27 protein-coding genes and 1 tRNA gene are annotated in these 24,775 nt (G+C 51.7%); 23 read left to right on the top strand and 5 right to left on the bottom strand.

The window, feature by feature from the left end; genetic code table 11:
- Window positions 1-32 precede the first annotated feature (32 nt).
- The 7 genes from TSP01S_RS05510 to TSP01S_RS05480 are packed head-to-tail and all read left to right on the top strand — an operon-like array spanning window position 33 to window position 6,702.
- Entirely contained in the window at window positions 33-815 is a 783-nt protein-coding gene (locus tag TSP01S_RS05510) for a mechanosensitive ion channel family protein (protein ID WP_231848524.1), read from the top strand.
- Window positions 812-1,381, top strand: coding sequence for a 3'-5' exonuclease (locus TSP01S_RS05505; RefSeq protein WP_231848523.1), 570 nt, complete (start codon window positions 812-814; stop codon window positions 1,379-1,381). The genes TSP01S_RS05510 and TSP01S_RS05505 overlap by 4 nt, the downstream gene beginning before the upstream one ends.
- Window positions 1,375-2,616 carry a PhoH family protein gene (locus TSP01S_RS05500; RefSeq protein ID WP_041077149.1) on the top strand — a complete coding sequence of 414 codons (1,242 nt, stop codon included), beginning with the start codon at window positions 1,375-1,377 and terminating at the stop codon, window positions 2,614-2,616. The genes TSP01S_RS05505 and TSP01S_RS05500 overlap by 7 nt, the downstream gene beginning before the upstream one ends.
- Window positions 2,617-2,627: 11 nt before the next feature.
- Window positions 2,628-3,392, top strand: coding sequence for an ABC transporter ATP-binding protein (locus TSP01S_RS05495; protein WP_041077148.1), 765 nt, complete (start codon window positions 2,628-2,630; stop codon window positions 3,390-3,392).
- 6 nt (window positions 3,393-3,398) lie between these two features.
- Entirely contained in the window at window positions 3,399-4,928 is a 1,530-nt protein-coding gene (locus tag TSP01S_RS05490; RefSeq protein ID WP_041077147.1) for a hypothetical protein, read from the top strand.
- Between the two features lie 55 nt (window positions 4,929-4,983).
- Complete coding sequence (locus TSP01S_RS05485) at window positions 4,984-5,961, top strand: M42 family metallopeptidase (RefSeq protein ID WP_041078493.1); 978 nt, start codon at window positions 4,984-4,986, stop codon at window positions 5,959-5,961.
- Between the two features lie 12 nt (window positions 5,962-5,973).
- The gene (locus TSP01S_RS05480; RefSeq protein ID WP_041077146.1) at window positions 5,974-6,702 is read left to right on the top strand and encodes a sulfite exporter TauE/SafE family protein; all 729 of its coding nucleotides are present in this window, start codon (window positions 5,974-5,976) and stop codon (window positions 6,700-6,702) included.
- Here the strand turns inward: TSP01S_RS05480 and TSP01S_RS05475 are convergent.
- A complete protein-coding gene (locus TSP01S_RS05475) occupies window positions 6,690-7,928 on the bottom strand; it encodes an MFS transporter (protein ID WP_041077145.1) in 1,239 nt (412 codons plus the stop codon). The two genes, TSP01S_RS05480 and TSP01S_RS05475, sit on opposite strands and share 13 nt — an antisense overlap.
- A gap of 236 nt (window positions 7,929-8,164) precedes the next feature.
- On the opposite strand from TSP01S_RS05475, the gene ffh reads away from it, so the two are divergent.
- From ffh to TSP01S_RS05400, 15 genes are all read left to right on the top strand, one after another.
- The gene (gene ffh / locus TSP01S_RS05470; RefSeq protein ID WP_041077144.1) at window positions 8,165-9,466 is read left to right on the top strand and encodes a signal recognition particle protein; all 1,302 of its coding nucleotides are present in this window, start codon (window positions 8,165-8,167) and stop codon (window positions 9,464-9,466) included.
- Window positions 9,467-9,478: 12 nt separating this feature from the next.
- Window positions 9,479-9,775, top strand: coding sequence for a 30S ribosomal protein S16 (rpsP, locus tag TSP01S_RS05465; protein WP_041077143.1), 297 nt, complete (start codon window positions 9,479-9,481; stop codon window positions 9,773-9,775).
- Complete coding sequence (locus TSP01S_RS05460) at window positions 9,759-9,983, top strand: KH domain-containing protein (protein WP_041077142.1); 225 nt, start codon at window positions 9,759-9,761, stop codon at window positions 9,981-9,983. The genes rpsP and TSP01S_RS05460 overlap by 17 nt, the downstream gene beginning before the upstream one ends.
- Window positions 9,980-10,483 (top strand): ribosome maturation factor RimM, encoded by a 504-nt coding sequence (gene rimM / locus TSP01S_RS05455; protein WP_041077141.1) that lies wholly within the window; start codon window positions 9,980-9,982, stop codon window positions 10,481-10,483. The genes TSP01S_RS05460 and rimM overlap by 4 nt, the downstream gene beginning before the upstream one ends.
- Window positions 10,483-11,271: a tRNA (guanosine(37)-N1)-methyltransferase TrmD gene (gene trmD, locus TSP01S_RS05450; RefSeq protein WP_052463515.1), complete on the top strand. Its 789-nt coding sequence runs from the start codon at window positions 10,483-10,485 to the stop codon at window positions 11,269-11,271. Before rimM ends, trmD begins: the two co-directional genes overlap by 1 nt.
- Entirely contained in the window at window positions 11,213-11,779 is a 567-nt protein-coding gene (locus TSP01S_RS05445; RefSeq protein ID WP_041077140.1) for an RNA methyltransferase, read from the top strand. Before trmD ends, TSP01S_RS05445 begins: the two co-directional genes overlap by 59 nt.
- 9 nt (window positions 11,780-11,788) lie before the next feature.
- Window positions 11,789-12,133: a 50S ribosomal protein L19 gene (gene rplS / locus TSP01S_RS05440; protein ID WP_144380637.1), complete on the top strand. Its 345-nt coding sequence runs from the start codon at window positions 11,789-11,791 to the stop codon at window positions 12,131-12,133.
- Between the two features lie 59 nt (window positions 12,134-12,192).
- Window positions 12,193-13,047: a signal peptidase I gene (lepB, locus tag TSP01S_RS05435; protein ID WP_052463633.1), complete on the top strand. Its 855-nt coding sequence runs from the start codon at window positions 12,193-12,195 to the stop codon at window positions 13,045-13,047.
- 39 nt (window positions 13,048-13,086) lie between these two features.
- On the top strand, window positions 13,087-13,710 hold the full coding sequence (gene upp, locus TSP01S_RS05430) for a uracil phosphoribosyltransferase (protein ID WP_041077138.1): 624 nt from the start codon (window positions 13,087-13,089) through the stop codon (window positions 13,708-13,710).
- Between the two features lie 245 nt (window positions 13,711-13,955).
- Entirely contained in the window at window positions 13,956-14,915 is a 960-nt protein-coding gene (locus TSP01S_RS05425) for a tripartite tricarboxylate transporter substrate binding protein (protein ID WP_041077137.1), read from the top strand.
- 43 nt (window positions 14,916-14,958) lie between these two features.
- Entirely contained in the window at window positions 14,959-15,408 is a 450-nt protein-coding gene (locus TSP01S_RS05420; protein ID WP_041077135.1) for a tripartite tricarboxylate transporter TctB family protein, read from the top strand.
- A gap of 12 nt (window positions 15,409-15,420) precedes the next feature.
- Window positions 15,421-16,914, top strand: a complete 1,494-nt coding sequence (locus tag TSP01S_RS05415) for a tripartite tricarboxylate transporter permease (protein WP_041077133.1) — start codon at window positions 15,421-15,423, stop codon at window positions 16,912-16,914.
- Window positions 16,911-18,008 (top strand): M24 family metallopeptidase, encoded by a 1,098-nt coding sequence (locus TSP01S_RS05410; RefSeq protein ID WP_041077131.1) that lies wholly within the window; start codon window positions 16,911-16,913, stop codon window positions 18,006-18,008. The genes TSP01S_RS05415 and TSP01S_RS05410 overlap by 4 nt, the downstream gene beginning before the upstream one ends.
- A 13-nt stretch (window positions 18,009-18,021) precedes the next feature.
- Window positions 18,022-19,200, top strand: coding sequence for a Gfo/Idh/MocA family protein (locus tag TSP01S_RS05405; protein ID WP_041077129.1), 1,179 nt, complete (start codon window positions 18,022-18,024; stop codon window positions 19,198-19,200).
- 48 nt (window positions 19,201-19,248) lie between these two features.
- Window positions 19,249-20,211: a TRAP transporter substrate-binding protein gene (locus TSP01S_RS05400; protein ID WP_041077127.1), complete on the top strand. Its 963-nt coding sequence runs from the start codon at window positions 19,249-19,251 to the stop codon at window positions 20,209-20,211.
- A gap of 392 nt (window positions 20,212-20,603) precedes the next feature.
- Here the strand turns inward: TSP01S_RS05400 and TSP01S_RS05395 are convergent.
- Window positions 20,604-20,678, bottom strand: a tRNA-Glu gene (locus TSP01S_RS05395).
- Between the two features lie 122 nt (window positions 20,679-20,800).
- On the opposite strand from TSP01S_RS05395, the gene TSP01S_RS05390 reads away from it, so the two are divergent.
- The gene (locus tag TSP01S_RS05390; RefSeq protein ID WP_041077125.1) at window positions 20,801-21,472 is read left to right on the top strand and encodes a hypothetical protein; all 672 of its coding nucleotides are present in this window, start codon (window positions 20,801-20,803) and stop codon (window positions 21,470-21,472) included.
- Here the strand turns inward: TSP01S_RS05390 and TSP01S_RS05385 are convergent.
- The 3 genes from TSP01S_RS05385 to TSP01S_RS05375 form a co-directional block, all read right to left on the bottom strand.
- A complete protein-coding gene (locus tag TSP01S_RS05385; protein WP_041077124.1) occupies window positions 21,453-22,703 on the bottom strand; it encodes an MFS transporter in 1,251 nt (416 codons plus the stop codon). The genes TSP01S_RS05390 and TSP01S_RS05385 overlap by 20 nt on opposite strands.
- 3 nt (window positions 22,704-22,706) lie before the next feature.
- On the bottom strand, window positions 22,707-23,441 hold the full coding sequence (locus TSP01S_RS05380) for an MBL fold metallo-hydrolase (RefSeq protein ID WP_231848623.1): 735 nt from the start codon (window positions 23,439-23,441) through the stop codon (window positions 22,707-22,709).
- 90 nt (window positions 23,442-23,531) lie between these two features.
- Window positions 23,532-24,719 (bottom strand): hypothetical protein, encoded by a 1,188-nt coding sequence (locus tag TSP01S_RS05375; protein WP_041077122.1) that lies wholly within the window; start codon window positions 24,717-24,719, stop codon window positions 23,532-23,534.
- Window positions 24,720-24,775: the final 56 nt, after the last annotated feature.

The raw sequence follows: 24,775 nt of genomic DNA, 5'->3' as shown, positions 1-24,775 counted from the left end.
TTATTATGACTTTGGTGCGGGAGGTAGTGAGGATGGACGTGCTGATCCAGCTGATAAAAACAGGAATAACCCTGGTCGTTGCCTACATCGTCTACAGGCTCATCTATGGAGGAATACTGAGAGTAACACGAAAACTTGGCAAGGAGATGCGTATGAAGAACACGCTTCGAACGGTCCTCCTCACGATCATCCTCGTTATCGCCCTGATGGTCGTACTGGACATCTGGCGCGTCAACTTGGTTCCCTACCTGACTGCGCTCGGGATAGGTGGAATTGCCGTGGGTTTCGCGGTTCAGGAACCACTTTCAAATTTCATGTGCGGCCTGCTCGTGATCTTCACCGGAAAACTTCTCGAGGGAGACGTCGTCGAGATAGACGGTATAAGCGGAACCGTCGAGGTGATAAACTATAACCACACGGTGCTGCGCACCTTCGACGGAAAGCGGGTCTTCATTCCCAACAAGCAGGTGTGGAGTCAGAGACTCATACATTACTGGCCAACGAACGTCAGGAGGTTCGAACTGAAGGTCTCTGTGTCTTACGGAAGCGATCTCGCCAAGGTTCTGGAAGTGCTCAAAAAGTGCCTCGACGAGGAACCACTCGTCGAGAAATCACCTGAGCTGGCCAACGTGATCGTGTTCAATGGTTTTGGCGCTTCATCGATAGACTTCAATGTGCTCTTCTGGGTGCAGCGGCAAAACTACTTCGACGCCGTTAACTCGCTGGCTCAGAGGATAAAGAGGGAACTCGAATCGAACGGTATCACTATACCCTTCCCGCAGCTCGACGTTCACATCAAGGAGCGAGTGATTTGAAACTGAAACCCTCGGAACACGTCTTTTGTGCCATGGACACTGAAACCACAGGAACGGATCCAATGGCAGGCGACCGCATCGTAGAGGTCGCCATCGTACCCATTTACAAAGGAAAGATCATCTACAGGGGCATCTACCACTCACTCGTGAACCCACACATACGAGTTCCGGCGATGATCGAGAAAGTCCACGGTATTGGAAACGAAGAGCTTCAGAATGCACCGAGCATGGGTCAGGTTTTCGAAAAGATTCGCAGCTACATGACCAGAGCCATCATGGTCTTCCATCGTGCGAAGTTCGATCTGACTTTCCTCGATTTCACAGCCAAGGAAGTGGGTGCGTTTCTGCCCACGGTGCGTTTTCTGGACACCTACGAGCTGGCCGAGCTGTTGTTCAAGGAGAAGAAGACCCTGTCGTGGCTGGCGAAACGTTACGATCTACCCGCTCCAACACACCGGGCCCTCGACGATGCGATCATCACCGCAAAGATTTTCCTGAGGATGGTTCGAGAACTGAACGTGGACGTCACTGAATTTGTCAGAACGTGGAGTGGTGAGGAATGGTGAAGAATTACGTGCTGGACACGAACGTTCTCATCCACGACCCTGAGAGTATCTACAACTTCGAGGACAACAACGTTATCATACCTCTGCCGGTGCTGGAGGAACTCGACTCACTCAAACGTCGAAACGATTCGATCGGTAGATCCGCAAGACACGTGGTCAGAGAACTCGACGCACTCAGGCAGATGGGCGATCTCTCGAAAGGCGTGAAGCTGAAAAACGGTGGAACGCTCACAGTCATGAGTCTGACCAACCTGAGGGAAGACTTCGTCGAGTACTTCAAATCGAAGTACATAGACAACTGGATCCTGGCGTACGTCGTACGGATCAAAAGAACCAGTTCCATTCCCACGATCTTAGTGACGAAGGATATCAGCTTGAGGGTGAAGGCATCCGCACTCAACATCCAAGCGCAGGATTATCTGACGGACAGATCCAACCTTGCCCTGCTTCCGGACGGATACAGGATGGTTGAAGAGAACGTTTCTGAAGGTCAGACTGTCAACAATTTCCGTGAGAACGAATACCTCAAAAGCCCAACCGGATACTTCAAGGTGAAGGAAGGAAGGGCGACAAGACTGTCTCTGGACCTTTCCAGCACGGTCTGGGGTATACAACCTCTGAACGAAGAACAGCTCTACGCGATGGACGCCATGATGGATGACAGCATCGCTCTGGTGACGATGGTCGGCTCAGCGGGTACAGGGAAAACACTGATCGCACTCGCCTGCGCCTTAGAAAAGACCGTGAACCAGAAGAGGTACCGCCGCATCATCGTTGCCCGCCCGCTGATTCCTATGGGAAAGGATGTGGGCTATCTCCCAGGCTCGCTGGAAGAGAAACTCGAGCCGTGGATGCAACCAATCATGGACAATCTGGAATTTCTGTTCGATCGTGTGGGAATGAGTCTGAAAGAGTTTTTGAAGAAGGGCATCATGGAGATAGAGGCACTCAGTTTCATAAGGGGAAGAACCATCCCGAACCAGTTCGTGATCATAGATGAAGCACAGAACCTGACGCCACACGAAGTGAAAACGATCCTCACAAGGGTTGGAAACAACACGAAGATCGTGCTGACGGGAGACCCTTACCAGATCGATACGCCTTATCTGGACAAAGACAGCAACGGTCTCGTCTACGCAGCTTCGAGACTGATAGGAAACCCGCTGGTGGCACACGTGACACTGAAGCGAGGCGTGAGGTCCCCACTCGCGAGTCTGGCTGCGGAAAGGCTGTAGGAGGAAAAACGATGGGGAACATCGTCATAGAGACCAGGGATCTGGTGAAGAACTTCGGAAAGGTCCGTGCCGTGGACAATCTGAACCTGAAAGTCTTTCAGGGTGAAATCTACGGCTTTCTCGGTCCGAACGGTGCGGGAAAGACCACGACGATCAGATTGCTGACCGGAACGCTCAAACCTTCCTCCGGTTCCATTCGCGTGCTCGGTATGGACATGCAGAAAGCTGAAATAGAGATCAAAAGGTCCATCGGAGTCGTCCCAGACGAACCAAGGATGTATTCGAGCCTGCGGGGTTACGAGTTTTTGAACTTCGTGATCGAGATCTTCGGCTTGGACAAAAAATCGATGCGCGAGAGAATAGAAGAACTTTGCTCGGCATTCGGGATAGATTATCTGGACAAGTTCATCGCCGATATGTCCCACGGAATGAAACAGAAGTTGATGCTGGTCAGTGTCTTGGTGCGAAAACCGAGGGTGATCTTTCTGGACGAACCGACCGTTGGTCTGGACGCCAGGTCCGCAAAGATTCTGAAGCTGTTACTCGCAAAGTATGCGTCGGAGGGCTGCACCATTTTCATGACCACACACGTGCTGGAGATAGCCGAGAAGATGTGTTCTCGCATCGGTATCATAGATAAAGGCTCTTTGATCGCCGAAGGTACGATGGATGAACTGAGGAAGCTTGTAAGAGACAATGTGGCAAGCCTGGAAGACGTGTTCCTGCGTCTTACCGCAACGGAAGAGGACATACTGCAGATCGTGAAGGAACTGTGATGTGGTATGAGACAGCTTCTGGTGTTACTCAAGTACGGCCTGGGTGCACGTTACAGTCGAAGAGGTGGAGGAACCCGGCGCTCGTTCGGTTTTGTGGCGTTGGTCGTTTCGTCTTTCATCATCGGTTTTCCTCTGGGGTCTTTGTTCTTCGAGCTGTTCAAAGTTCTGTCTGCCGTCAGAATTTCCACTTACACACTCTCAACGTTGTTGATGGTGCAGTGGTCGATCCTGAGCGGTCTTCTCTTTCTGATCTCTTTCGTACCGAGCTTGATAAACTCTTTCGCGCGGAACGAGGAGATACAGTTTCTGCTGACCTTCCCGATCGAAAGATGGGCCATCGTCGCTTACCAGATGGTTCTAACGCTCGCACTGCAACCTCTCACCGTGGTGATGTATTTGTTCGTGTTTCCTGCCTATGTCGTCGCGTCCGGAGGAAACCTCTTCTACGGTTTTCTGGTCGCAATCTTGTTCGTTTTTCTCATGCTTTCTCTGTCTTTTCTTCTCTCGTGCGTGTTCGGTCTTTTCCTGGAAAGGTCTCAGGCGAGAAGGATCAGTACGGCGGGCTTGATAGTCACGATCGTCCTCTTCTTCCTCGCTATGCAATTCCTCCCGAACTACGCGCGAAACTTGGTCAATCAAGACACCTCATTTCTTTCACACGCGCTGACCAAGTTCATGCATCCATTGAACATTTTCGCCTGGCCCGTGAGGGCGCTGAACGAACCCTTCTACCTTTTGATCATGCTGATCGTCTGCCCCACAGTCTTTTTACTCTCGGTGCCGGTGGCTGAAAAGTTGAGTTTCGAACAGAAAGTTTCCTTCAGGTCCTCAAGAAGGATCTGGTTCGGCGCGGGTAAAGTGTTCTGGAAGGATTTGAAGATTCTGGCGAGAAACGAACAAAGTCTGTTCACGCTTCTTTATCCGGTTGCTTTCGGCGTTCTGTTCGGAGTTTCTTTCAGAAACTTCGTGCCCGCCATGATGCTCTTCACAACGCTCAGCGGTTCCTACGTTGCCTACAATTCGGCGATGCTCACGAAGCAGGAACTTTCCGTGTGGCCCCTGCCGGTTCTGCTTCCCGTGAAGGAGTCGAACCTTCTTTTGCCGAAATTGATCGTTCCGTCTTCCATCTACCTGGCACTGTTCTCGGCGATGCTGGTGTTTTTCAAGTTCTGGTTCTCTTTACCCTCCACAATCTTTCTGCTCGTTCCTGTCATGTTAACGGTATTTCTTTTCTCTTCAACCTTGGGGATGCTGTTCTATCTGAAACAACCGTTCAGGTCGGATCCATCCAATCCATCACGCGTACTGACCTCCACGAGAGTTCTGACAATCCAAGGGATCGTCCTCCTGTTGTCTCTAATCTGCCTTCTGCCGTTTCAAACGTCCGTGCGATCAGCACTCGTTGAAATCGTCGGGGTCCAGAATGTTGCGTTTTTGATCTTCTACGGTGTGCCGTTCGGTTGTGCCGTACTGCTCGCGATTTTTTCTAAAAGGTTGTTCGACAGAGTGAAACAATTGTTCCAGGAAATCGAATAGTTATTACTGCGAACATTTTGCTACAATCTCTTCCGAGGTGAAGAACGTGGAGAAGATGGTGGAGAGTTTGATCGAGCTCTGTTCGATCCCCGGAGTGTCCGGCAGAGAAGAACTGGTCCGCCAACATCTGATCGAGAAACTGGATGTTCCTTACCGGGTGGACAACGTTGGCAACCTGATCGTTGAGATCGGTGAAGGCGATGAAACGATCGCGCTGATGGCACACATGGACGAGATTGGCCTGGTGATAACCGGTGTGAACAGCGACGGCACTTTGAACTTCAGAAAGATAGGCGGATTCGATGACAAGATCCTCGCTGGTTCTCACCTGCAGATCGTGACCGAATCGGGCATCCTGGAAGGCGTGATCGGCATCACACCGCCACACCTGTCAGGTCAACAGGCGACGGAGAATTTGAGAATAGATATAGGCTGCAAGAGCAAGCAGGAAGCCGAAGCGCTGGGAGTTAAAGTGTTGGACTACGCCGTGTTCAAGAAACATGCGAGCGTTCTGAATCGCGAATTTTTCTCCATGAGATCGATCGATGACAGGTTCGGCTGCTTAGCCATGCTCGAAGTTTTGAACAGGGTAAAGAACGAGAAGCTCAGAAAGAGAGTTTACTTCGTCTGGACAGTCCAGGAGGAGATAGGACTCAAAGGCGCGAAAGCGTTTGTGGCGAATCACAAAGTGGACGTCTGTTACGCTATCGATTCGTTCGCGTGCTGTTCAGCACTGACTGGGGATGTCGCACCGGGAAAAGGACCGGTCCTCAGAATGCTTGATAACAGCGCGTTCGCGAGCTTCGATTTGATGAAACATGTGCTTCAGGTAGCTGAGAAAAACAACATCCCCGTGCAGGTGGGAGTAACGGGTGGGGGCACCGATGGATCGGTCGCCATGGAATTCGGTGCGAAAATGGTTCCTGTGACCCTCGCGGTGAGATATCTGCACACGCCCGCTGAGTACATTTCCATCACCGATCTGGTCAATCTCATAGACCTTTTGACGTTTCTCATTTTGGAAAATCGGTGAGGTGATTCCGCCTTGCTTTACTTTCTCGTCTTCCTTTCGGGTATAGCGTCAGGCTTTCTGAACGTTGTGGGCGGCGGTGGCAGCTTGATAACGTTGCCGTTGCTCACCTTGCTGGGCATGGACCTCGGTGTCGCGAACGGTACGAACAGGATCGCCATTCTGATGCAGAACATAGCCGCTGTGAGGAGCTTTTACAAGGATAAAGTTTTGCCCGTGAAACTGTCTCTGCTGTGCGCGATTCCCGCCACGGTCGGTTCGATCCTTGGAAGCTACGTGGTGGTCAACATTCCCCTGTCTCTTCTGAAGAAGATCGTGGGTGTGTTGCTCCTCGTGATGGCCATCTTCATAGTTTTGAAGCCCTCGATGTGGTCAGGTCAGAAGAAGGAAAGGCTGAACGTTCCGCTCATCGTTCTCGCGTTCTTCGGTATAGGCTTTTACGGTGGATTCATTCAGGCTGGTGTGGGATTCTTCTTCGTGTTCTTCACGGCCGTGCTCTTAGGACTGGACCTTGTGAGGAACAACGCCTTGAAGGTTTTCATCGTTTTGCTCTACACACCGTTTTCTCTTTTAGTTTTCCTTTTGAACGGGAAGGTTCAACCACTGGCCGGTTTGGTTTTGGGCTTCGGTAGCATGATAGGAGCACAGTTCGGTGCTAAATTCGCGGTGAAGAAGGGTGTCACCTGGCTCAGATACATCCTGCTCGCAACGGTTGTGGTCAGTGGCATCAGTTATCTCACCTGAGAAAGACTTTCCAGATCCAGCTGGAGCGATCTGACAGTTCTCCTGGCCATAAAGTAGGCGATCATCGCGAAGGCGAGCACACCGTAAGTGTTCCTTATTCCTATGGCGTTTCCCAGAAGTCCAAACAGGAAAGTGCCCACGGGAGAACCACCGTTGTTTATCAGCGCGTAGAGAGACATCGTTCTACCACGCATGTGCTGGGGCGACAGGTACTGAGTTCTCGTGTTCGCCGTGTTGAAGAAGATCGTCTGTGCCGCACCGTTGAAAAAGGACATCACGTACGCAGCGGGTGGATAAACGAAAGAGACCAGAGTGCTCAGCCCTATGGCGAATATCAGATATTCTTCTCTGAACTTGAGCACCGTCTCAGCCTCGAGAGAGCCTGCGAACGTTGCACCCACGAGTGCTCCGAGTCCCATCGAACCCATGATCAATCCGTAACCGACGAGACCTGTTTTCACGGCACTCTTCGCAAAGGCCTGCATGAGCATGCTGTAAGGCATACCGAACACGGCGTAAACTGTGGAAGAGAGGAACGTGATGAGCAGAACCTTGCTGGACATGACGTACTGGACACCCATTTTCAAATCCGCGAAGAACTTTCTCTCCGTCTTTCGAACGGCTGGTTTCTCCACCTTGATGAACAGCAGAGTGACTATCAGGGGTACGAATGTCAACGCGTTGACGATGAACCCGAAGCCCATACCTCTGTACTCAACAACGAATCCCGCTATCGAAGGTCCTATCATTCTCGCGAAATTGAATATCATCGCGTGGAGGGCAAGCGCGTTCGACAAGAGCTCCTTCGACACGATGGATCCGATGAAGGTGTTACGCGAAGGCAGATAGAAGGCCTGAGAGATCCCCATCGCCACACTCAGTACGAGTAACTGGACTGCGTTCAGAACGCCTCTGTGCACCAAGTAAGCCATGAGCGTGGCGTTCAACGCGTCGGCGATCTGGGTGAACAGGAGAACGTTCTTCGGCCCAAACCAGTCTATGATCACGCCACACGCGGGAGAGAGAACGACCGTTGGGAGCCCTTTGAGGAAGGCTATCAAACCGATGAACCCGGCGGCTCTGTTCTCGGAAAAGAGGTTGACGGCAACCCAGCCCCTGAGCGTCGTGTCGATCCAGGTGCCGATCAAAGAGATGCTCTGTGGTAACCAGAAAAGAAAGTAGTTCTTGTTCCTCAACGCCCGGAACGGATTCGAATATTTCGCCATGCGAACCATTTATACATCAATTTCGTTAAACAACACCGCACATCGAATTGACGTTTTGTTGAAGAACCGCGGGGCGGTATCTGACATTACGGTTTCCAAATCATGTGGATTAAGTTAAACCACACATTTATCGTTCAATGGTTGTAACATAGATGCGGCAGATTCGTTGCGAACATCGCCCTTCAGTTAATTGATCTGAACCAGGATATGGCGTATCATGAGAAGAGGTGTTGTTCATGTTCGAAAACCTTCAGGAAAAACTGTCGAAGATCTTCAGAGCGATAACGGGCCAAGGAAGACTGACCGAAAAGAACATAAGCGAGGCCGTTCGGCAGGTCAAACTGTCCCTGCTGGAAGCGGACGTCAATTACAAAGTGGTCAGAGACTTCATTGAAAACGTCAAGCAGAAAGCGCTCGGAGAAGAAGTACTGAAGAGTCTCACGCCGGACCAGCAGTTCATAAAGATCGTCAGAGACGAGCTGATCAACATCATGGGCCGTTTCAACGTTCCGCTGCAACTGAAGCACCAGCCCGCCGTGATCATGCTGGTGGGACTCCAGGGTAGCGGAAAGACCACGACGGCCGGTAAGCTGGCACTCTATTTGAGGAAACAGGGCAGAAATCCTCTGCTCGTCGCTGCCGACACTTACAGACCCGCCGCGATCGACCAGCTCGAGAAGATCGGTAAGAGTCTGAACATCCCGGTGTTCTCCGGGGACAGAAAAAACGCTCTCGAGATAGTCAAAGGTGCCCTGAAGGCTTCTCAGGAACTTCACTGCAACGTTCTGGTGCTCGATACAGCGGGAAGGCTCCACATCGATGATGAAATGATGAAAGAACTTGAAGACATAAAGTCCTTAACCAATCCGGACGAGATACTCATGGTCGTCGACGCGATGGTGGGACAGGACGCGGTGAATTCCGCCCTCGAGTTCGACAGGCGACTCTCCCTGACAGGCTTCATCGTGACGAAACTGGACGGCGACGCCCGTGGCGGTGTGATTCTATCGATAAGTTACGTCACCGGAAAGCCCGTCAAGTTCATAGGTGTTGGGGAAAAGCTCGACGCACTTGAGCCTTTCTATCCGGACAGAGTCGCGGGCAGAATTCTGGGCATGGGCGATGTCCTCAGCCTCATCGAAAAGGCTGAGAGAGAGCTCGACAGAGAAAAGATGGAAGCGGCAGCGAAGAAGATGCTCCAGGCGCAGTTCACGCTGGAAGATTTCCGCGAGCAGCTGAGAGAACTGAAGAAACTGGGCCCGCTGAGCTCCCTGATCGAGATGCTGCCTGGGGCACCCAAGGTGGACGTCGATGCGGGCGAGAAAGAACTGAAAAAGATCGAGGCGATCATCAATTCGATGACACCTGAAGAGAGGAGAAATCCGAGGATTTTGAACGCGAGCAGGAAGTTGAGGATCGCAAAAGGTAGCGGTACGACGGTTCAGGATGTGAACAAACTTTTGAAGTCTTACGAGCAGATGAAGGAACTCATGCAAAGGCTCAAACATGGGAAGCTGAAACTGCCTTTCGGGCTTTGAGGAGGTGTTGGTGTGGTAAGGATCAGGCTCACGAGAATGGGAAAAAGGAATATGCCGTTCTACAGAATCGTCGTTGTTGACTCCAGAAAGAAACGTGACGGAGCCTACATCGAGTCGCTGGGTTTCTACAATCCCCTGCGCAACCCTGCCGAAATAAAGGTCAACGTTGAGAGGGCAGTCGAATGGATACTGAAAGGTGCCCAACCCAGCGACACGGCGAGAGACATACTCAGTAAGGCGGGCGTGCTCAAGAAAGTGCACGAGATCAAGTATGGCAAGAGAGAAACCACAGATGAAACAAATGCTTGAGTACATAGTCAAAGGTATCGTGAAACACCCTGAAGACGTTGTCGTGGTCGAGTTCGACGAAAACGACGGCAAAGTGTTCGAGATCGTGGTGAACGATGAGGACGTCGGCCAGGTCATAGGAAAGGATGGAAGGACCATAAAATCTTTGAAGGTCCTCTTCTCGGCCCTGTTCGATGCGGAGGACTTCACCCTGCGGGTGGTAAGGTGAGCGAGTACATCGTGATCGGTAAGATCACGCGGACTCACGGTTTGTTCGGAAACGTCAAGGTTTTTCCCACGACCAACGTGGGAGAGGTCTTCGCCAACCTGAAACAGGTCTTCATAAAGGATGAGTCTCGAAACGGCATTTACAGAGTCACCGTGCAGAGGATCAGGAAAGTCGGTAAAGAGTATCTTTTGAAGATCGCAGGCATAGACAACGTTGAAACGGCGAAAAAGATCGTGGGTTTACAGCTCGCGGTAAGGATCGAAGATCTACCCAAGCTCAAAGCGAACGAATACTACTTCTACCAGCTGTTGAACGTGGACGTGTACGACGAGCGCGGTGAGATGATCGGCAAGGTGGTTGACATCATCGAGACGGGTTCGAACGACGTGGCAGTGGTGAAAGGAAAAGGCGGAGAGGTCCTCGTTCCAATGATCAGAGAATGCATCGTACAGTTCGAACCGCAGAAAAGACTGGTCGTAAAACTTCCGGAGTGGATGTGATGAGGATCATCATCGCCACGATCTTCCCAGACTTCGTACGGGTCGTGAAGGAATACGGAGTGATCGCTCAAGCCGTTGAAGAAGGCAAGATCGACATACGCATAATGAACATTCGAGATTTCGCGCACGACCGTCACAGGACCGTGGACGACTATCCTTACGGTGGCGGTCCGGGCATGGTCATGAAACCGGAGCCCATCTTCGAGCTGTATGATCACTGTAAGCAGCAGTTCGGCGATCTGTACACGATCCTCACATCGCCACAGGGAGTCACACTGAACAACAGGCTCGCGATGGAGCTTTCGAAGAAGGAGAATCTTTTGATAATCTGTGGCAGGTACGAAGGTGTCGACGAGAGAGTGAAGAGTTTGGTCGATCTGGAAGTATCCATCGGTGATTACGTGCTCAGCGGTGGAGAACTCGCGGCGATGGTGATCTGCGACGCGGTGAGCAGGTTCGTTCCAGGAGTCGTCGAGGAAGAATCCGTGAAGAGAGATTCTTTTTACAACGACCTGCTCGATTATCCACACTACACCAGACCCGCCGAGTACAGAGGTATGCGGGTCCCAGAAGTGCTGTTGAGTGGAAACCATGAAATGGTAGAACTCTGGAGGACCGCCGAGAGTATCAAACTCACCGCGTTGAGGAGGCCGGATCTCTTCCTGGCGAGGGAGTTTTCAACGGAAGAGAAGAAAGCCCTCATTCATCTGATACAGGAGTTGGTGAAATGTGTTGAACGACGTGAGAATAGCTCTGATCCATTATCCGGTTCTGGGAAAAGATGGTAAGATTGTCTCCAGCGCGGTGACGAACCTCGACATTCACGACATCGCGAGGACCGCACGGAGTTATGGGATCAAAAAATACTACGTTGTGACGAATCTGCCCGCACAGCAGGCAGTCGTGAGAGCCGTTTTAGATTACTGGGTCGAAGGATCCGGGAAAGAGTACAACATAAGCAGAACAGAAGCTTTACAACTGGTCGAACTGAAGTCTTACCTGGAGGACGTGATCGATACAATAAAACAGGAGACGGGCAAAAAACCGTTGCTTTTCTTCACTTCCGCGAAGAAAAGACCAAGATCGATAAGTTACGAAGAAGGGGCAAGGATCATCAGAGAAACCGACAGACCCGTGCTCATACTTTTCGGAACGAGCTGGGGCATGCCGCAGGAAATCCTGGACATGTGCGACTACGTTCTCGAACCAGTCCGCGCTAACTCTGATTACAATCACCTTTCGGTCAGAGCGGCTGCCGCAATAATCATAGACAGGTTGATAGGAGAGGAGGTATGAACTGTGAGCATGGACAATCTCGTAAGACTGATCGAGAAAGACCAGTACAGAGAGCTCCCCGAGTTCAGACCCGGCGACACGGTCAGAGTCCATGTCAAGGTCGTGGAATCCGGTAAGGAAAGGACGCAGATCTTCGAAGGAATCGTTATCAAGATCAGAGGTTCTGGACTGAGCAAGACATTCACGGTGCGCAAGATTGCCAGCGGTGGAATAGGAGTCGAGAGAACCTTCCCGTACCACTCACCGATCATCGAGAAGCTCGAAGTCGTTAAGAAAGCGGAAACAAGAAGGGCGAAACTTTACTATCTGCGCGATGTGAAAGGGAAGATCAAGCTGAAAGAAAAAAGAGAGTGACGCTCGTGAAAGAGAAGCAGGTTAAGTCGAAGAAAGAAGAAGGAATAGGAGGCGTCACGATCAACAAGGAAAAAGTGAAAAAGTACGCACTCGACTGGTTGAAGTCCCTGGCCTACGCGATCGTCGCAGCAACGATCATCAGGCTGTACGTTTTTGAGACGATGCTGGTACCGACAGGCTCCATGATTCCAACAATAAACGTGGGAGACAGATTGTTCATCGAGAAGATAACCTACACCGTTAGGGAACCCCAGGTAGGCGACATAGTCGTGTTCTGGGCTCCGTTCGTGGACGAGCGTGCCCTGACGATGCTCAGGCCTTTCGACAAGTTCATGGACCTGTTCGCACCGGCCAAGTTCAGAGGCAGGGTGAAGTACGTCAAGCGTCTGGTCGGCAAAGAGGGAGACGTTCTGCAGATCAAACTGTCAGAAGACGGCAAGTACCATTTGTACGTCAATGGAAAGCTGAACGAAAAACTCAAGGACATAGTTTATACACCCGAAGGTGTTTTCAAATACCCGGAGCTTTTGAACTGGTTTTTTGAAGCGAGTAAGCTGAGGAACAATCCAACTTCGTACAGGCAATTTCTGCAGCGCTTGGCGCAGACGAACATCGAAGCTGCCAACCTGGTGTTCTCTGTAGTCGGAGGCATGTATCCTGTCCCACTCGGTGCCGCTTTCGATAAAACGTTTTCGGAGATCTACAAGGACATAGATCTGAGCAAGTACATCAGAAAAACACCAGAAGGCGTCGAGGTCGAAGTACCCAAGGGATTCTATTTCTTCATGGGTGACAACACGAACGATAGTTTCGACAGCAGGTACTTCGGCTTCGTGCCGAAGGATCACGTGATAGGAAGACCAATTTTGCGGATATGGCCGTTGAAGGACTTTGGTCCTGTACAGGGGAGCTGAACGCTCCCTTTTATTTTGCTCGCCGGGGAGGTTCAGACCATGTTCAACGTTGTGGATCATCCGCTCATAAAGCACAAGTTGACCATCATGAGGAACAAGGCCACGGGTCCAAAGGAGTTCAGAGAACTGTTGAGGGAAATAACCTTCCTTCTGGCTTATGAGGCGACGCGCAACGTCGAAACGGTGGAGGTAGAAGTCGAGACACCACTTGAGAAAACGAAAGGTTACGCCATCGAAGACAAAAAGATGGTCGTCGTACCCATACTGCGTGCAGGACTGGGAATGGCGGACAGCATTTTGGAGCTCATGCCGAACGCTTCTGTAGGTCACATAGGTGTGTACAGAGATCCAGAGACCTTGAGGCCGGTGCAGTACTACTGCAAACTTCCAAAGATAGAGGAAAAGAGTGTTGCGTTCTTGCTCGATCCCATGCTGGCGACAGGCTTTTCTGCGATACACGCGGTGAACGTGCTGAAACAGCACGGTGCAAAGAACATAATCCTGGTCTGTTTGATCGCGGCACCCGAAGGGGTACAGGCGCTCGAGAGTCACCATCCAGACGTCAACATATACGCCGCGGCTCTGGATCGACAGCTCAACGAGCACGGTTACATACTGCCGGGTCTGGGGGACGCGGGCGACAGGCTCTACAGAACCAAATAGATCTAATGCACCGCACCCAGCCATCTTCATTTTTGCGTAAACTACAAGCAACCGTTTTGCAAACTTGAGGTGTGCACAAATCTGTGCCGTTGGAGATAAAATTTTTTTGACAAGTACGATACAGCTACCGGACCCCTAACGTCAGTTTGGATCTGACAAAATCAGTAAAATAAGCTCCTTCTTTGTTTTGAATGTGATGAGAGTCCGTTGAAAAAAATATTTCCAAAACGTGGGGAGGTGTATTCATGAGGACAAAGGCACTGCTCGCATTGCTTCTCATCGGTGTCCTTGCGCTCGCACAGGTGAACTTTCCAACCAGACCTGTCACGATCATCGTACCTTGGTCGGCTGGTGGTGCTACAGATCTACTGTTCCGAGCCATCGCATCCGTTTTTCCAAAGTACGCCAACGGCCAGCCACTCGTGGTCAACAACATTCCCGGCGCGGGTGCAGTGACCGGAACGATGGAGTTCCTGAAAGCCCCTGCTGACGGCTACACTTTGCTGTCGCTGGCCACACCGATCATAACGAAGATCCACTGGAGCGAAGTGAAGTTCACTGTGGACGATTTCGTGCCTGTGATCAACATCGTCAACGATCCAAGTTACATCCTGGTCAACGCCAACTCGCCTTACAAAACGCTCGAAGATCTTCTGAACGCCGCCAGGAAAAACCCCGAAACGGTCACGATGGGTAACGGTGGTGCCGGTGGTGGGAACCATTTGGTTGCACTCGCGTTCGAAGACTTCGTGGGTGTGAGGTTCATTCACGTGCCTTACAACGGTGGAGCTCCGGCGATCGCAGATCTCGTAGCAGGTCACATCGACGCTGTGATGGCTGCCGCCCCGGAAGGTGTGCCACAGGTTCAGGCCGGCCAGCTGAGGTGTCTGGCGGTACTGGGCACACAGAGGCTCAGCGTGTTCCCGGACGTTCCGACCGCCAGAGAACTTGGCTACGATTTCACGCTGGGTATGTGGAGAGGTGTGGCCGTACAGAGAGGAACACCACCTGAAATCGTTCGGGCGCTCCACGACATCTTCTACAAATGCATGAACGACCCTGAGTTCATAGCGAAAGCGAAGGAAATGGGAAACGTGCTCCACTACATGGATACAGTAACATTTACAAGATTCGTTCGAGAACAAAACGCCTTCTGGGAGAATCTGATGAAGATCAAGAAGGTCGGCGAAAAGTACGGTAAATGATCACGTTCCCCGCCCTTCGGGGCGGGGCTTCAGGTGATGTGCCATGTCGAAGAGAAGTGACGTACTCTCTGGCGCAATCGTGTCGCTCGTAGGTCTGATCTTTCTCTTGAGCACCATCGGGATGAGAAAACCGAGGATCGGGCTTGGTTCGGCCGGTTTTCCGAGGCTCGTCACGGTATGTTTGATCATCTGCGGTGTGCTTTTGATAGTGCGCGCGTTGCTGTCGAAAAAAGAACGCGCCGCACGTTCTCGAATCGATTCCAGTTTCGTCTTCAGTCTCGTCGGCCTCACCGTCTCATTCGTTCTGTACGTCTATCTCTTCAAGAAACTTGGATTCATCCTCACAACAGGGCCACTCCTGTTCTTCGCGATGTACGTGTTTGGCTCAAAGAAGATCCTGCTGAACGCGGTTCTGAGCGTGGTCACTTCGATCGCGATCTACTATGTCTTCACGATCATATTCAAAATACCTTTGCCAAGGTTCTCACTGTGAGGTGCGAATCGAATGATCAGTTACTGGCTGGAGGGACTTAAAACAGCTCTGATGCCTTCCAACTTGTTGATCATGCTGATCGGTGTCGCGAGCGGCATAGTGGTGGGTGCACTGCCGGGCGTGACGTCCTCAATGGGTATAATTCTGCTCTTGCCGTTCACCTACTACATGAAGCCCGAGACAGCTCTGCTCATGCTGACCGGCATGTACTGCGCTTCGATGTTCGGCGGTTCCATCTCCGCAATCCTTCTGAGAACTCCCGGCACACCTTCAGCGGCCGCCACAGTCATCGATGGCTATCCACTCGCACAGCAGGGCAAAGCGGGCAAAGCCATTTCTGCAGCACTGATCGGCTCATTCTTCGGCGGCCTTGTGAGTGGTATCTGTATGGTGTTTCTGGCTCCTTTACTTGCCAAATTCGCCCTCAAGTTTGGGCCACCCGAATACTTCGCGCTGGCTGTCTTCGGACTCACCATCATTGCGAGCGTTTCTGGAAAGGATTTGATCAAAGGTTTGATCGCTGGGCTCATAGGCTTGCTTCTGTCCCTTATAGGCATCGACAACGTGACCGGCTCTCAGCGCCTAACACTTGGAATAGATGCCCTCGCCAACGGTTTCGATTTTCTACCTGTCATGATCGGTGTTTTTGCCGTCTCGGAGGTTCTGGACAAACTTGAGAAAAGAACCCCACCAGTTCAGACCACCACTTCTCTGGGTCAACTGTTGCTCAGCTGGGAAGAAATGAAGAGCCTGGTCGTTCCCATCATCGTTGGAATCATCATCGGTACTCTGATAGGTGTTCTACCAGGCACAGGTGGTACGATCGCAACCTTCCTGGCATACAACGAGCTGAAGAGATGGTCGAAGAACAAAGAAAAATTCGGTCAGGGTGCACTCGAAGGTGTGGCCGTCTGTGAAACTGCCAACAATGCCGTGACGGGTGGAGCGATGGTACCAACACTATCCCTTGGTGTCCCCGGGGATGCCGTCACCGCGGTGATGCTGGGTGCGTTCGTACTGATCGGAATCCGCCCCGGCCCACTGTTGTTCACCCAGCAGCCCAGGGTGGTTTACTCGTTCTTCGCGGGATGGTTCATCATTCAGTTCATGATGCTCGCGGTGGGTTTCGTTTCCTCGATACTCGCCCCGAACATTCTGAAGATCAAAGATGAAGTACTCATGCCGATCGTCCTTGCATTGTGCATTATAGGTTCATTCTCGCTCAGAAACAGCGTGTACGATGTGGCAGTTGCGCTGTGCTTTGGCGTTCTGGGTTATTTGATGAGAAAGGCAGGTTTTCCGATGCCACCACTGGTGCTGGGCTTGATCCTCGGACCCATGGCGGAACAGAACCTGAACAGGACCCTGCTCATCGCGAAGAACGACTGGACGATCCTGTTCAGAAGACCAATTTCTCTGACTTTGCTTCTGGCTGCCTTCGTTTCAGTGACCCTTTCCTTGCTTGGAGCCTACAGATCCTCGAAAAAGGAGGCCGCGAGATCATGACCAGAAACGAAGAAGTGCGGATCAAACTGAACCGTGTCAGAGAGTTCCTCGACAGAAAAGGCTTAGTCGCGATGCTCATCAAAAAGCAGCCTAACTTTTCCTGGATCACGGCCGGCGGATTGAACATGGTGGGTATAGCCACCGAGATGGGTGTGTGTTCGGTGCTCGTAACCAGAGACAACTGCTATCTGATCGCCAACGCGATCGAGGCGCCGAGAATGAAGGACGAAGAAGTGGGCGAACTGGGCTTTGAGATCGTTTCCTACGAATGGTATGAAAACAAGGAGCTGGAGATCGTTAAAAAGATCGCCGGTGAAAAGGTCGGTTGTGACACTCCTGTACCTGGCCTGGTGTACGTCGAATCGGAGTTCAACGAGCTCAGATACGAACTGACAGACGCTGAGATAGAACGCTATCTGTACCTTGGAGAAAAACTTTCCAGGGCCCTGGAGAGCGTCCTTCTGTTCACAAGGCCCGGCGATGTGGAGGCCGAAATAGCAGGACGGATCAGCGCGGAACTCTGGAAGTACAGGATCGATCCGACAGGTTTCATGGTCGCAGCCGACGAAAGAGCAAAACTGTACAGACACCCCATCCCCACCATGAAAAAAGTAGAACGGCTCGTGATGGTCTCCGTCAACGCGAGGTACAAAGGATTGATCACGACCGTCACCAGGATGGTTCATTTCGGAGAACCACCGAAGCATTTGCTGAAACAGTACAGAGAAAACGTTGAAATCGAATGTTTGATGATAGCGAAGACGAAGATCGGAGAAAAGATGAACGTGCCTGTGCTCGCAGCGATCGAAGAGTACGAGAAAAGAGGTTACCACGATGAATGGAAACGGCACCATCAGGGTGGTCCGATGGGTTATTACGCGCGCGACATAAGGGTCACACCGGACTGCCAGCAAACAGTAAGAAGGAACCAGGCTTTCTGCTGGAATCCGACGATCAGCGGTACGAAGTCGGAGGACGGTTTCATCGTCACCGAAAAAGGTCCCATCATGATCACGAAACCTTTCGTTTTCCCGATCTTGAAACTCGAAGTGGAAGGTGTCTCGTTCATCAAACCCGACATGCTCGTTCTGTGAGGGGGTTGTGCACGTGAAGAAGGTAAGGGTTGGTATCGTTGGTGCCGGTTTCATAGCGAAGATTCACATGGCGGCGTTCAAAGAAAACTATCAGCTCGTCGACGTGGTGGGCGTTTGTGCTGGACACAAAGAGAACGCCGAAAGGTTCGCGAAAGAGTATGGGATCCCCCACGTGTTCGACAACTTCGAACAGCTCTGTTCCAGCCCGGAAATCGACGTTGTGGATGTCTGCACTCCCACGAACCTTCACGACGATGTGATACTCTGCGCGGCTGAAAATCGAAAACACGTGATCTGCGAAAAGCCCCTCACAGGTTACTTTGGAGAAGACAAACCTGACGTTGAAGAAGTCGGCAGTATCCCAAAAACACACATGTACGACAAAGTGAAGGAAAAAGTGACGCTCTTAGAACAGAAACTGAAGACCGCAAACGTCAAGTTCATGTACGCGGAGAACTGGGTGTACGCACCTGCAGTAGAGAAGATGAAAAGGATGCTCAAAGCCTCGAACATGGTGGTCTTCGAACTCCGGGCTGAATGCAGTCATTCAGGTTCTCAGGCAACGTACTCTCGCAGGTGGAGAACTTCAGGTGGCGGCAGCCTGATGCGTTTGGGTTCGCACCCCATAGCCACCGTGATCCACATGAAACACTATGAAGGATACGCGAGAGACGGAAAACCCATCAAACCTGTATCGGTGCTGGCCAGCGTTGCAAACCTCACGAAAATGAAGAGTCTGGAGAACGAACCGTGCTACGTTGTGAGTTCGTGGTACGACGTTGAAGACTGGTCGATAGTGATCTTGGAGTTCGAAGACGGTTCGAGAGCCACCGTTTTCTCAACGGACGTGAGCCTGGGTGGTGTGAAGAACAGGCTCGAGCTTTACGGTTCAAAGGGCATGATCGTGGCCAACATCACACCGAACAGCGCGATGGTGGCCTTCGCTCCGAACGAAACCGTCTGGGGTGACGAATACATCAGTGAGAAACTCGAAACGAAGGCAGGTTACACGTTCCCATCACCCGATGAATTCTGGACGAGGGGTTATCCACAGGAAATGAAAGATTTTGCCATGGCTGTGCTGGAGGACAGAACGGTTTTGAGCGGTTTCGATCTCGCAAAAGACACCATGCTGGTGATGTACGCAGCTTACGTTTCTGCGGAGCTGGGAAAGAAGGTTCTCATTCAATGACGTGAGAGGTGTATCGAAGGGCAATTTCACCGATAGGGGGTGGTGTTTGTGAGGAAATTCTTAGTTCTTTCACTCGCGCTGATCGTCACCGCACTGTTCGGATTCCAGATCGTTTTGAAGGCGACCACACCGTTCCAGGAAGGTCACATTCTCGCAGAGGCCATGAAGAAGTTCAAAGAAAAGATCGAGGCTGCGACGAACGGGACGATCGTTGTGGAACTCCAGATCGGCGCGGTGTCGGAAGAAGAGGCGAACAACCTGTGCGCGAAAGGGATCGTCGATCTGCAGTTCACAGGTGGTCGACCCGTGGAAGTCTTTGCACCCGAATATTTCTTCGTCAACGCTCCGTTCGTCATCAAAGATTACGAGCACTTCCTGAGGGTCTGGAACGGACCGATCGGCGAAAAAGCCAGGGCGATAATCGAAGAGAAAGGCAACATGGTTTGTCTTGGTACGGTCTACCGTGGCTACAGACAGATGACCGCGAACAAGCCGATACGTGGCCCAGAGGACATCAAGGATTTGAAACTGAGGCTTCCGGTTGTGCCCACCTGGGTCAAAATCTGGGAAGCGATCGGAACCAAGGCGGTACCGGTTCCTCTGCCCGAGCTCTATCAAGCTTTGAAGGAAGGTAGAGCGGAAGCTTCTGAGGGCGATGTGACACAGATATCTTCGTTCAAGCTCTACGAAGTGCAGTCTTACCTCATCATAACCAACCACCAGTGCGGTGTTGGCTGGATCATGATGAACAGAACCGCCTACGAGAGATTGACCCCCGAAGAAAGACAGCTGGTGCACCGCGTCATGGACGAAGTGTGCACCTGGGCGACCGAAAAGCTCAAAGCGAGCGAAGGAGACATCATCAAGTTTTTGCAGGAAAAGGGCATGAAGGTCATACAGCTGGACGAAGCGGCTTTGAAGGCGATCAGAGAACTGGCAGCTCCCGCCGTGGAAGAACTCTTCAAAACCACGTGGCCCGTCACGACGTGGGACGAAGTTCTCAGACAGTGAACACTGTGATGAAAATCAAACCCGGCCGTGTGGCCGGGTTTTTTTGTTGTCCAGACGCGCCAGAAACACCGCCGTGAATCGGGCGAAGTGGAAATTTCTCGCAGCGGCTGATAGCATGAAAGAGCTCTCTGGAAAACATACCCTGAATAAATGAAACTGTAGAAATTCGAAGTCGACGGCTTGAAGACAAGAAAAGTCTGCTTCGTTGCCGAAAAGCTGTCAATCCTCTTCAAAAGTGACTGACGCTCTGGTTGAACAGCTTAGCGCAGATGCGCATTGTTCAGTATCGATCGGCGATGCGAAACAATTGATTTTTCACTCTTTCGATTGAGTGACCTCTCAGAGAGGAAGGAGAAAATGAAAGGCCCCGGATCACACCGGGGCCATCGTGTTGGTAGCCCCACGGGGAGTCGAACCCCGACCTTCGGACTGAGAATCCGATGGACTAGCCGTTATCCTATGGGGCCACACACTGTTTATTATACCACAAGTTTCGACAAGTCAAGCCGTCGATTTTTGCCCGTCCGTCCTGGACCAAAACGTAGTATAAATCAAATTGAGGGATCTGTCCAGAGGGGGATATCCCACCATGCCGCGCGGGGACGTGGTTCTGCTCGATTTTGAAGGGGTCTACTTCTTCCAACCCGAGCTCCTCCAGAAGGCGACTCACATAGATCTGAGGCATCTCAAGTCGGTCAAGTACATGTGCGACGAGTCCACGCTGGAACGTGTGGCTGAGAACATGAAGTGCCGAGCCTTCATTAGCTTTCTTGGCGATTCCGCGTACCATCATTTTTCCTACATCTTCCTTACTCAAATCGATACGAACTTCGAACTCGTCGTCCTCGACAATCACAGAGACGACATGAAAAAAACCTCTCCACTGATCACGTGTGACAACTGGATCAGAAAGGCGAAGAGACTGGAAAATCTCGAGGCGGTCCACATCGTAAGAAAGATGGATCAGCTGCCGAGGCATTTTGAACATCCGATCTATCTGAGCATAGACAAAGACGTCCTCTCGGATCGTTTTCTGAAACTCGGCTGGGACCAGGGTACGATGACGCTGGATGAACTCTTCGAAGCGGTCGAATTTTTGTGTGAAAACTTCACAGTGGTCGGTGTGGACATCAGTGGCGAGCCGAGAGATCTTTTCGAGATGGAACGGGGTGAACAAATAAATCTGAGACTGCTCGACATCGTCCTCAGGTACGCAAAGCGGCCTTCTGGACTGTCACTTTTCAGACTTTCTCCGCGCTGACTCCGCGCTTGACGAAGCTCACGGTGATCGAGGAAACTATCACAAAACTCGCCGCGAACACGAAGAGTATTCTGTAGCCGAGCAGGTCCATCGCCAAACCCGTCAGCGGTGGAGAGACTATGTTCGCGAGCATCGAGGAAAAATAGTACAGTCCGGTGTAACCACCGAGCTTATCCTTCGGTGCCATGTCCAGAACGATGGGTAGCGAATTGACGTTCGTCAGTGCCCACCCAGTCCCGCCGATCACGAACAAAACCAAGAAAGGCTTGACGATGGCCTCACCCTTGATCTGGGAAGCCAGCACGGTTCCTGTGAGCAGGCACACGGCCGTGGTGGAAAGACCGAGGACGATGGATCTTCTTCTACCGAACTTCGCACCGATGTATCCGGCCGGAACGGAAAAGAGCATGAAGGCCAGCGAGAGCACGCCGAGCATACCGGTGGCGATGTGTTCCGGTAAATCCAGATAGAACTTCGCATAACTTGTGAAAAACGTTTCCAGCGCGTTGAAACCTGTGAACCATAGGAAGATCGACAGGAGCATGAAGAAGAGACTTTTCTCTTTCGACACGATCAGTTCCTTCAAATTCTCGAGCAGTTCTCTGTGACTTCTTTTGAAGATCTCTGCGATCGATGGTCTACCCTTCGTCTTCGAAAGAAGGGGTTCTTTTATGAAGAGAACCACGAGGAGATTCGAAACCACGAGCAGGATCGATCCGGCGAAGAACGGTCCAGTCGGTGAGATCTCGTACAGGAACCTTCCGGCCAGATAGGCCAGCATCGCTCCCAGACCGCCCATGAAGTTGATGATCCCGTTCGCCTGGCTCCTGTACTCCGCGGGTGTTATGTCGGGCATGAGGGCGATCAGGGGAGATCTGAACAGTGCCGTCGACAGATTCATCATTACGATGCTGAAAGTTATCGCGAGAAAATCGTGTCTCAACCAGAAGATCGGTACGAGCAGGAAAAACACCGATGCCATCGGTGCCCCGATCAGTATGTAAGGTTTCCTTTTACCCAGTCTCGTCACCGTCTGGTCGCTCAACGCACCCACGTAGGGTGAGAGGACGAGGGCGAAGATGTTGTCGATCGTCATGTACACGCCCACTACGAAGGAAGAGAGGCCAAACGATTTCAGGAATATTGGAACGTACGCGTTGTACAGGGGCCAGATCGTGTTGATCCCGAAAAACCCAAAACCGAGCAGCAACAGTCTTGAGAACTTCACCATGGTTCAAACCACGAGCCGGTCTAAATCCTGCGGGATTACGACTCTGCCATCGAAAATTCCCTCAGCTTTTTGCTTCAATTCGTCGATACGGTTTTCCAGCTCCGACCCGAGGTGGACCAGACAGAGAACCTTCACCCTGGCTTCTTTAGCGATCCTTGCAGCGTCTTCGACACAGCTGTGCCCTTCTTTCCTTCCCGTAACGAATTCGGCGCAGGTGGCTTCGTGGATGAGCACATCCGCATTTCTCGCCCGCTCTATGACTTCTTCGCAAGGCTCCGTGTCACTGCTGTACACAACTACGGCCTTCGAATCTGAAATCTTCAGACCGAAGTTCGGAACAGAATGCCTCACGTGGAATGTCTCTATCTTGAGACCGTCTATGAAAAACGCATCCGAACCTCTGATGGACACGACTTCCACGGGGAAATCTTCTCTGAAGAGCCCGTACGCGTTCAAAATCTGTTTCGCTTCGAAATAGAAATCTTCGTTGATGTACAGCCTGAGTGTCTCTTTCTTTCCAGAAAGTCTGAGCATTTCCAGAAGGGAAGGCAAACCGTAAGAGTGATCCACGTGCCGGTGTGTGATGATGACGGCTTGAAGCTTCAACGGATCGTAACCAGCTTTGAGCATCTTGCCAAAAACGTTTCCGGGACAATCGATGAGGACATCGTCGCACAGGATCGCGGTGTTGTCCCTTTCCGCACTGGCCACCGCGGCCGAAGTTCCAAGGAAGATCATCCTCACACCGATCACCCAGTGTGATTATAGTCCAGCGAATCGAAGCAGAAACGCTTTCGTGCAGGTTCAGTTCGGTCCAGTTGTTTCAGTTCATTGAGAAACGTCTCCGTTCATGTCGGTCTTAAGGATGTAGACGTCGGTGCCGGTGCCGAACGAAGCCGTGTCTCCAACTATCACGAATCCATCTTTCACAGCCTGAGCAGAGAAGGCTGTGTCGAGCCTGTCTCCGCCGTATCTTTTCACCTCGACCAGCTCGCCTTTCGAGTCGATCTTCACGAGGAACACGTCGTCCACCGGAGAATCGAGAGGTATCCCTGAGCCAACGATGAAATAACCGTTGGAAGTTTCAACGATGGCTCTGCCGGTGTGCGGCATGGGTGTTTCGATAACCTTCTTCCACAGGACGCTGGCATCCTTCGAAAACTTCACAACGTAGTAGCCCCGGATCACGTTCGCCGATTCGCTCCAGCCAACGGCGATGTAACCACCATCTTTTGTTCGCACGACCCTGTACAGTCCGTCCTCGTAGGGTCCTCCCGGGAACTCTTCTCTCAGGATCTGACCGTTTCTGTCCATCTTCACAACGTAAGCGTCGTATTCCGCAACCCATTCACCCGAGCTGTCTATGTGCCCTGGCGTGCCCGATTGACCCACAGCGAGAAAACCATCGGAAGTTGGTGTTATCGAGAAAAACGATTCTTCCTTCTCACCACCGTAGTCTTTCTGCCAGAGCACGTTGCCCTGTGAATCCAGTCTGATCAGATAAGCCTGACGATCCTTTCCAGGTATCGACTTCGTGCTCCCAGCCACGATGAACCCATTTTCCACAGCCACAACTGCGTACGCGAATTCATCCCCGGTACCACCAAAAGTCTTCTCCCAGATCCTGTTGCCTTTCTTATCGACCTTCACGACGTAGATGTCACTGCCACCCGCACCGAAGGATCTCGTTGAACCTGCGATTATGAAACCATCACTCGTTTTTGCGATCGACACTGCCCAGTCATCCTCACGACCGCCGAACGTAGCGTAGAAAATGACTTCACCGTTCTGGTTCACCTTCAACAGGAGCACGTCGAACTTACCCGCACCGTACGAGGATGTACCACCGACGATCAGGAAACTACCGTCCTCGTCCACAACGACGTCTCGGGCGTAATCGATGCCGGGACCACCGAACGTTCTCTGCCAGCTCGACTGCCTTGCCAGAAAACACGAAGGTGAGAACAAGCAGAAAACCAGCAGAAACCAGACCATCGAACTGAATCTTTCTTTCATGCCGTATCCCCCCGGATGTGGGCTCAGTTAAGTAGATTATGGTCCGCGATCGATTA

This window comes from Thermotoga caldifontis AZM44c09 (assembly GCF_000828655.1).
Classification (GTDB): Bacteria; Thermotogota; Thermotogae; order Thermotogales; family DSM-5069; genus Pseudothermotoga_A; species Pseudothermotoga_A caldifontis.
Note: the sequence above shows the minus strand (reverse complement) of the source record. Positions and strands in the feature narration are given on the sequence as shown.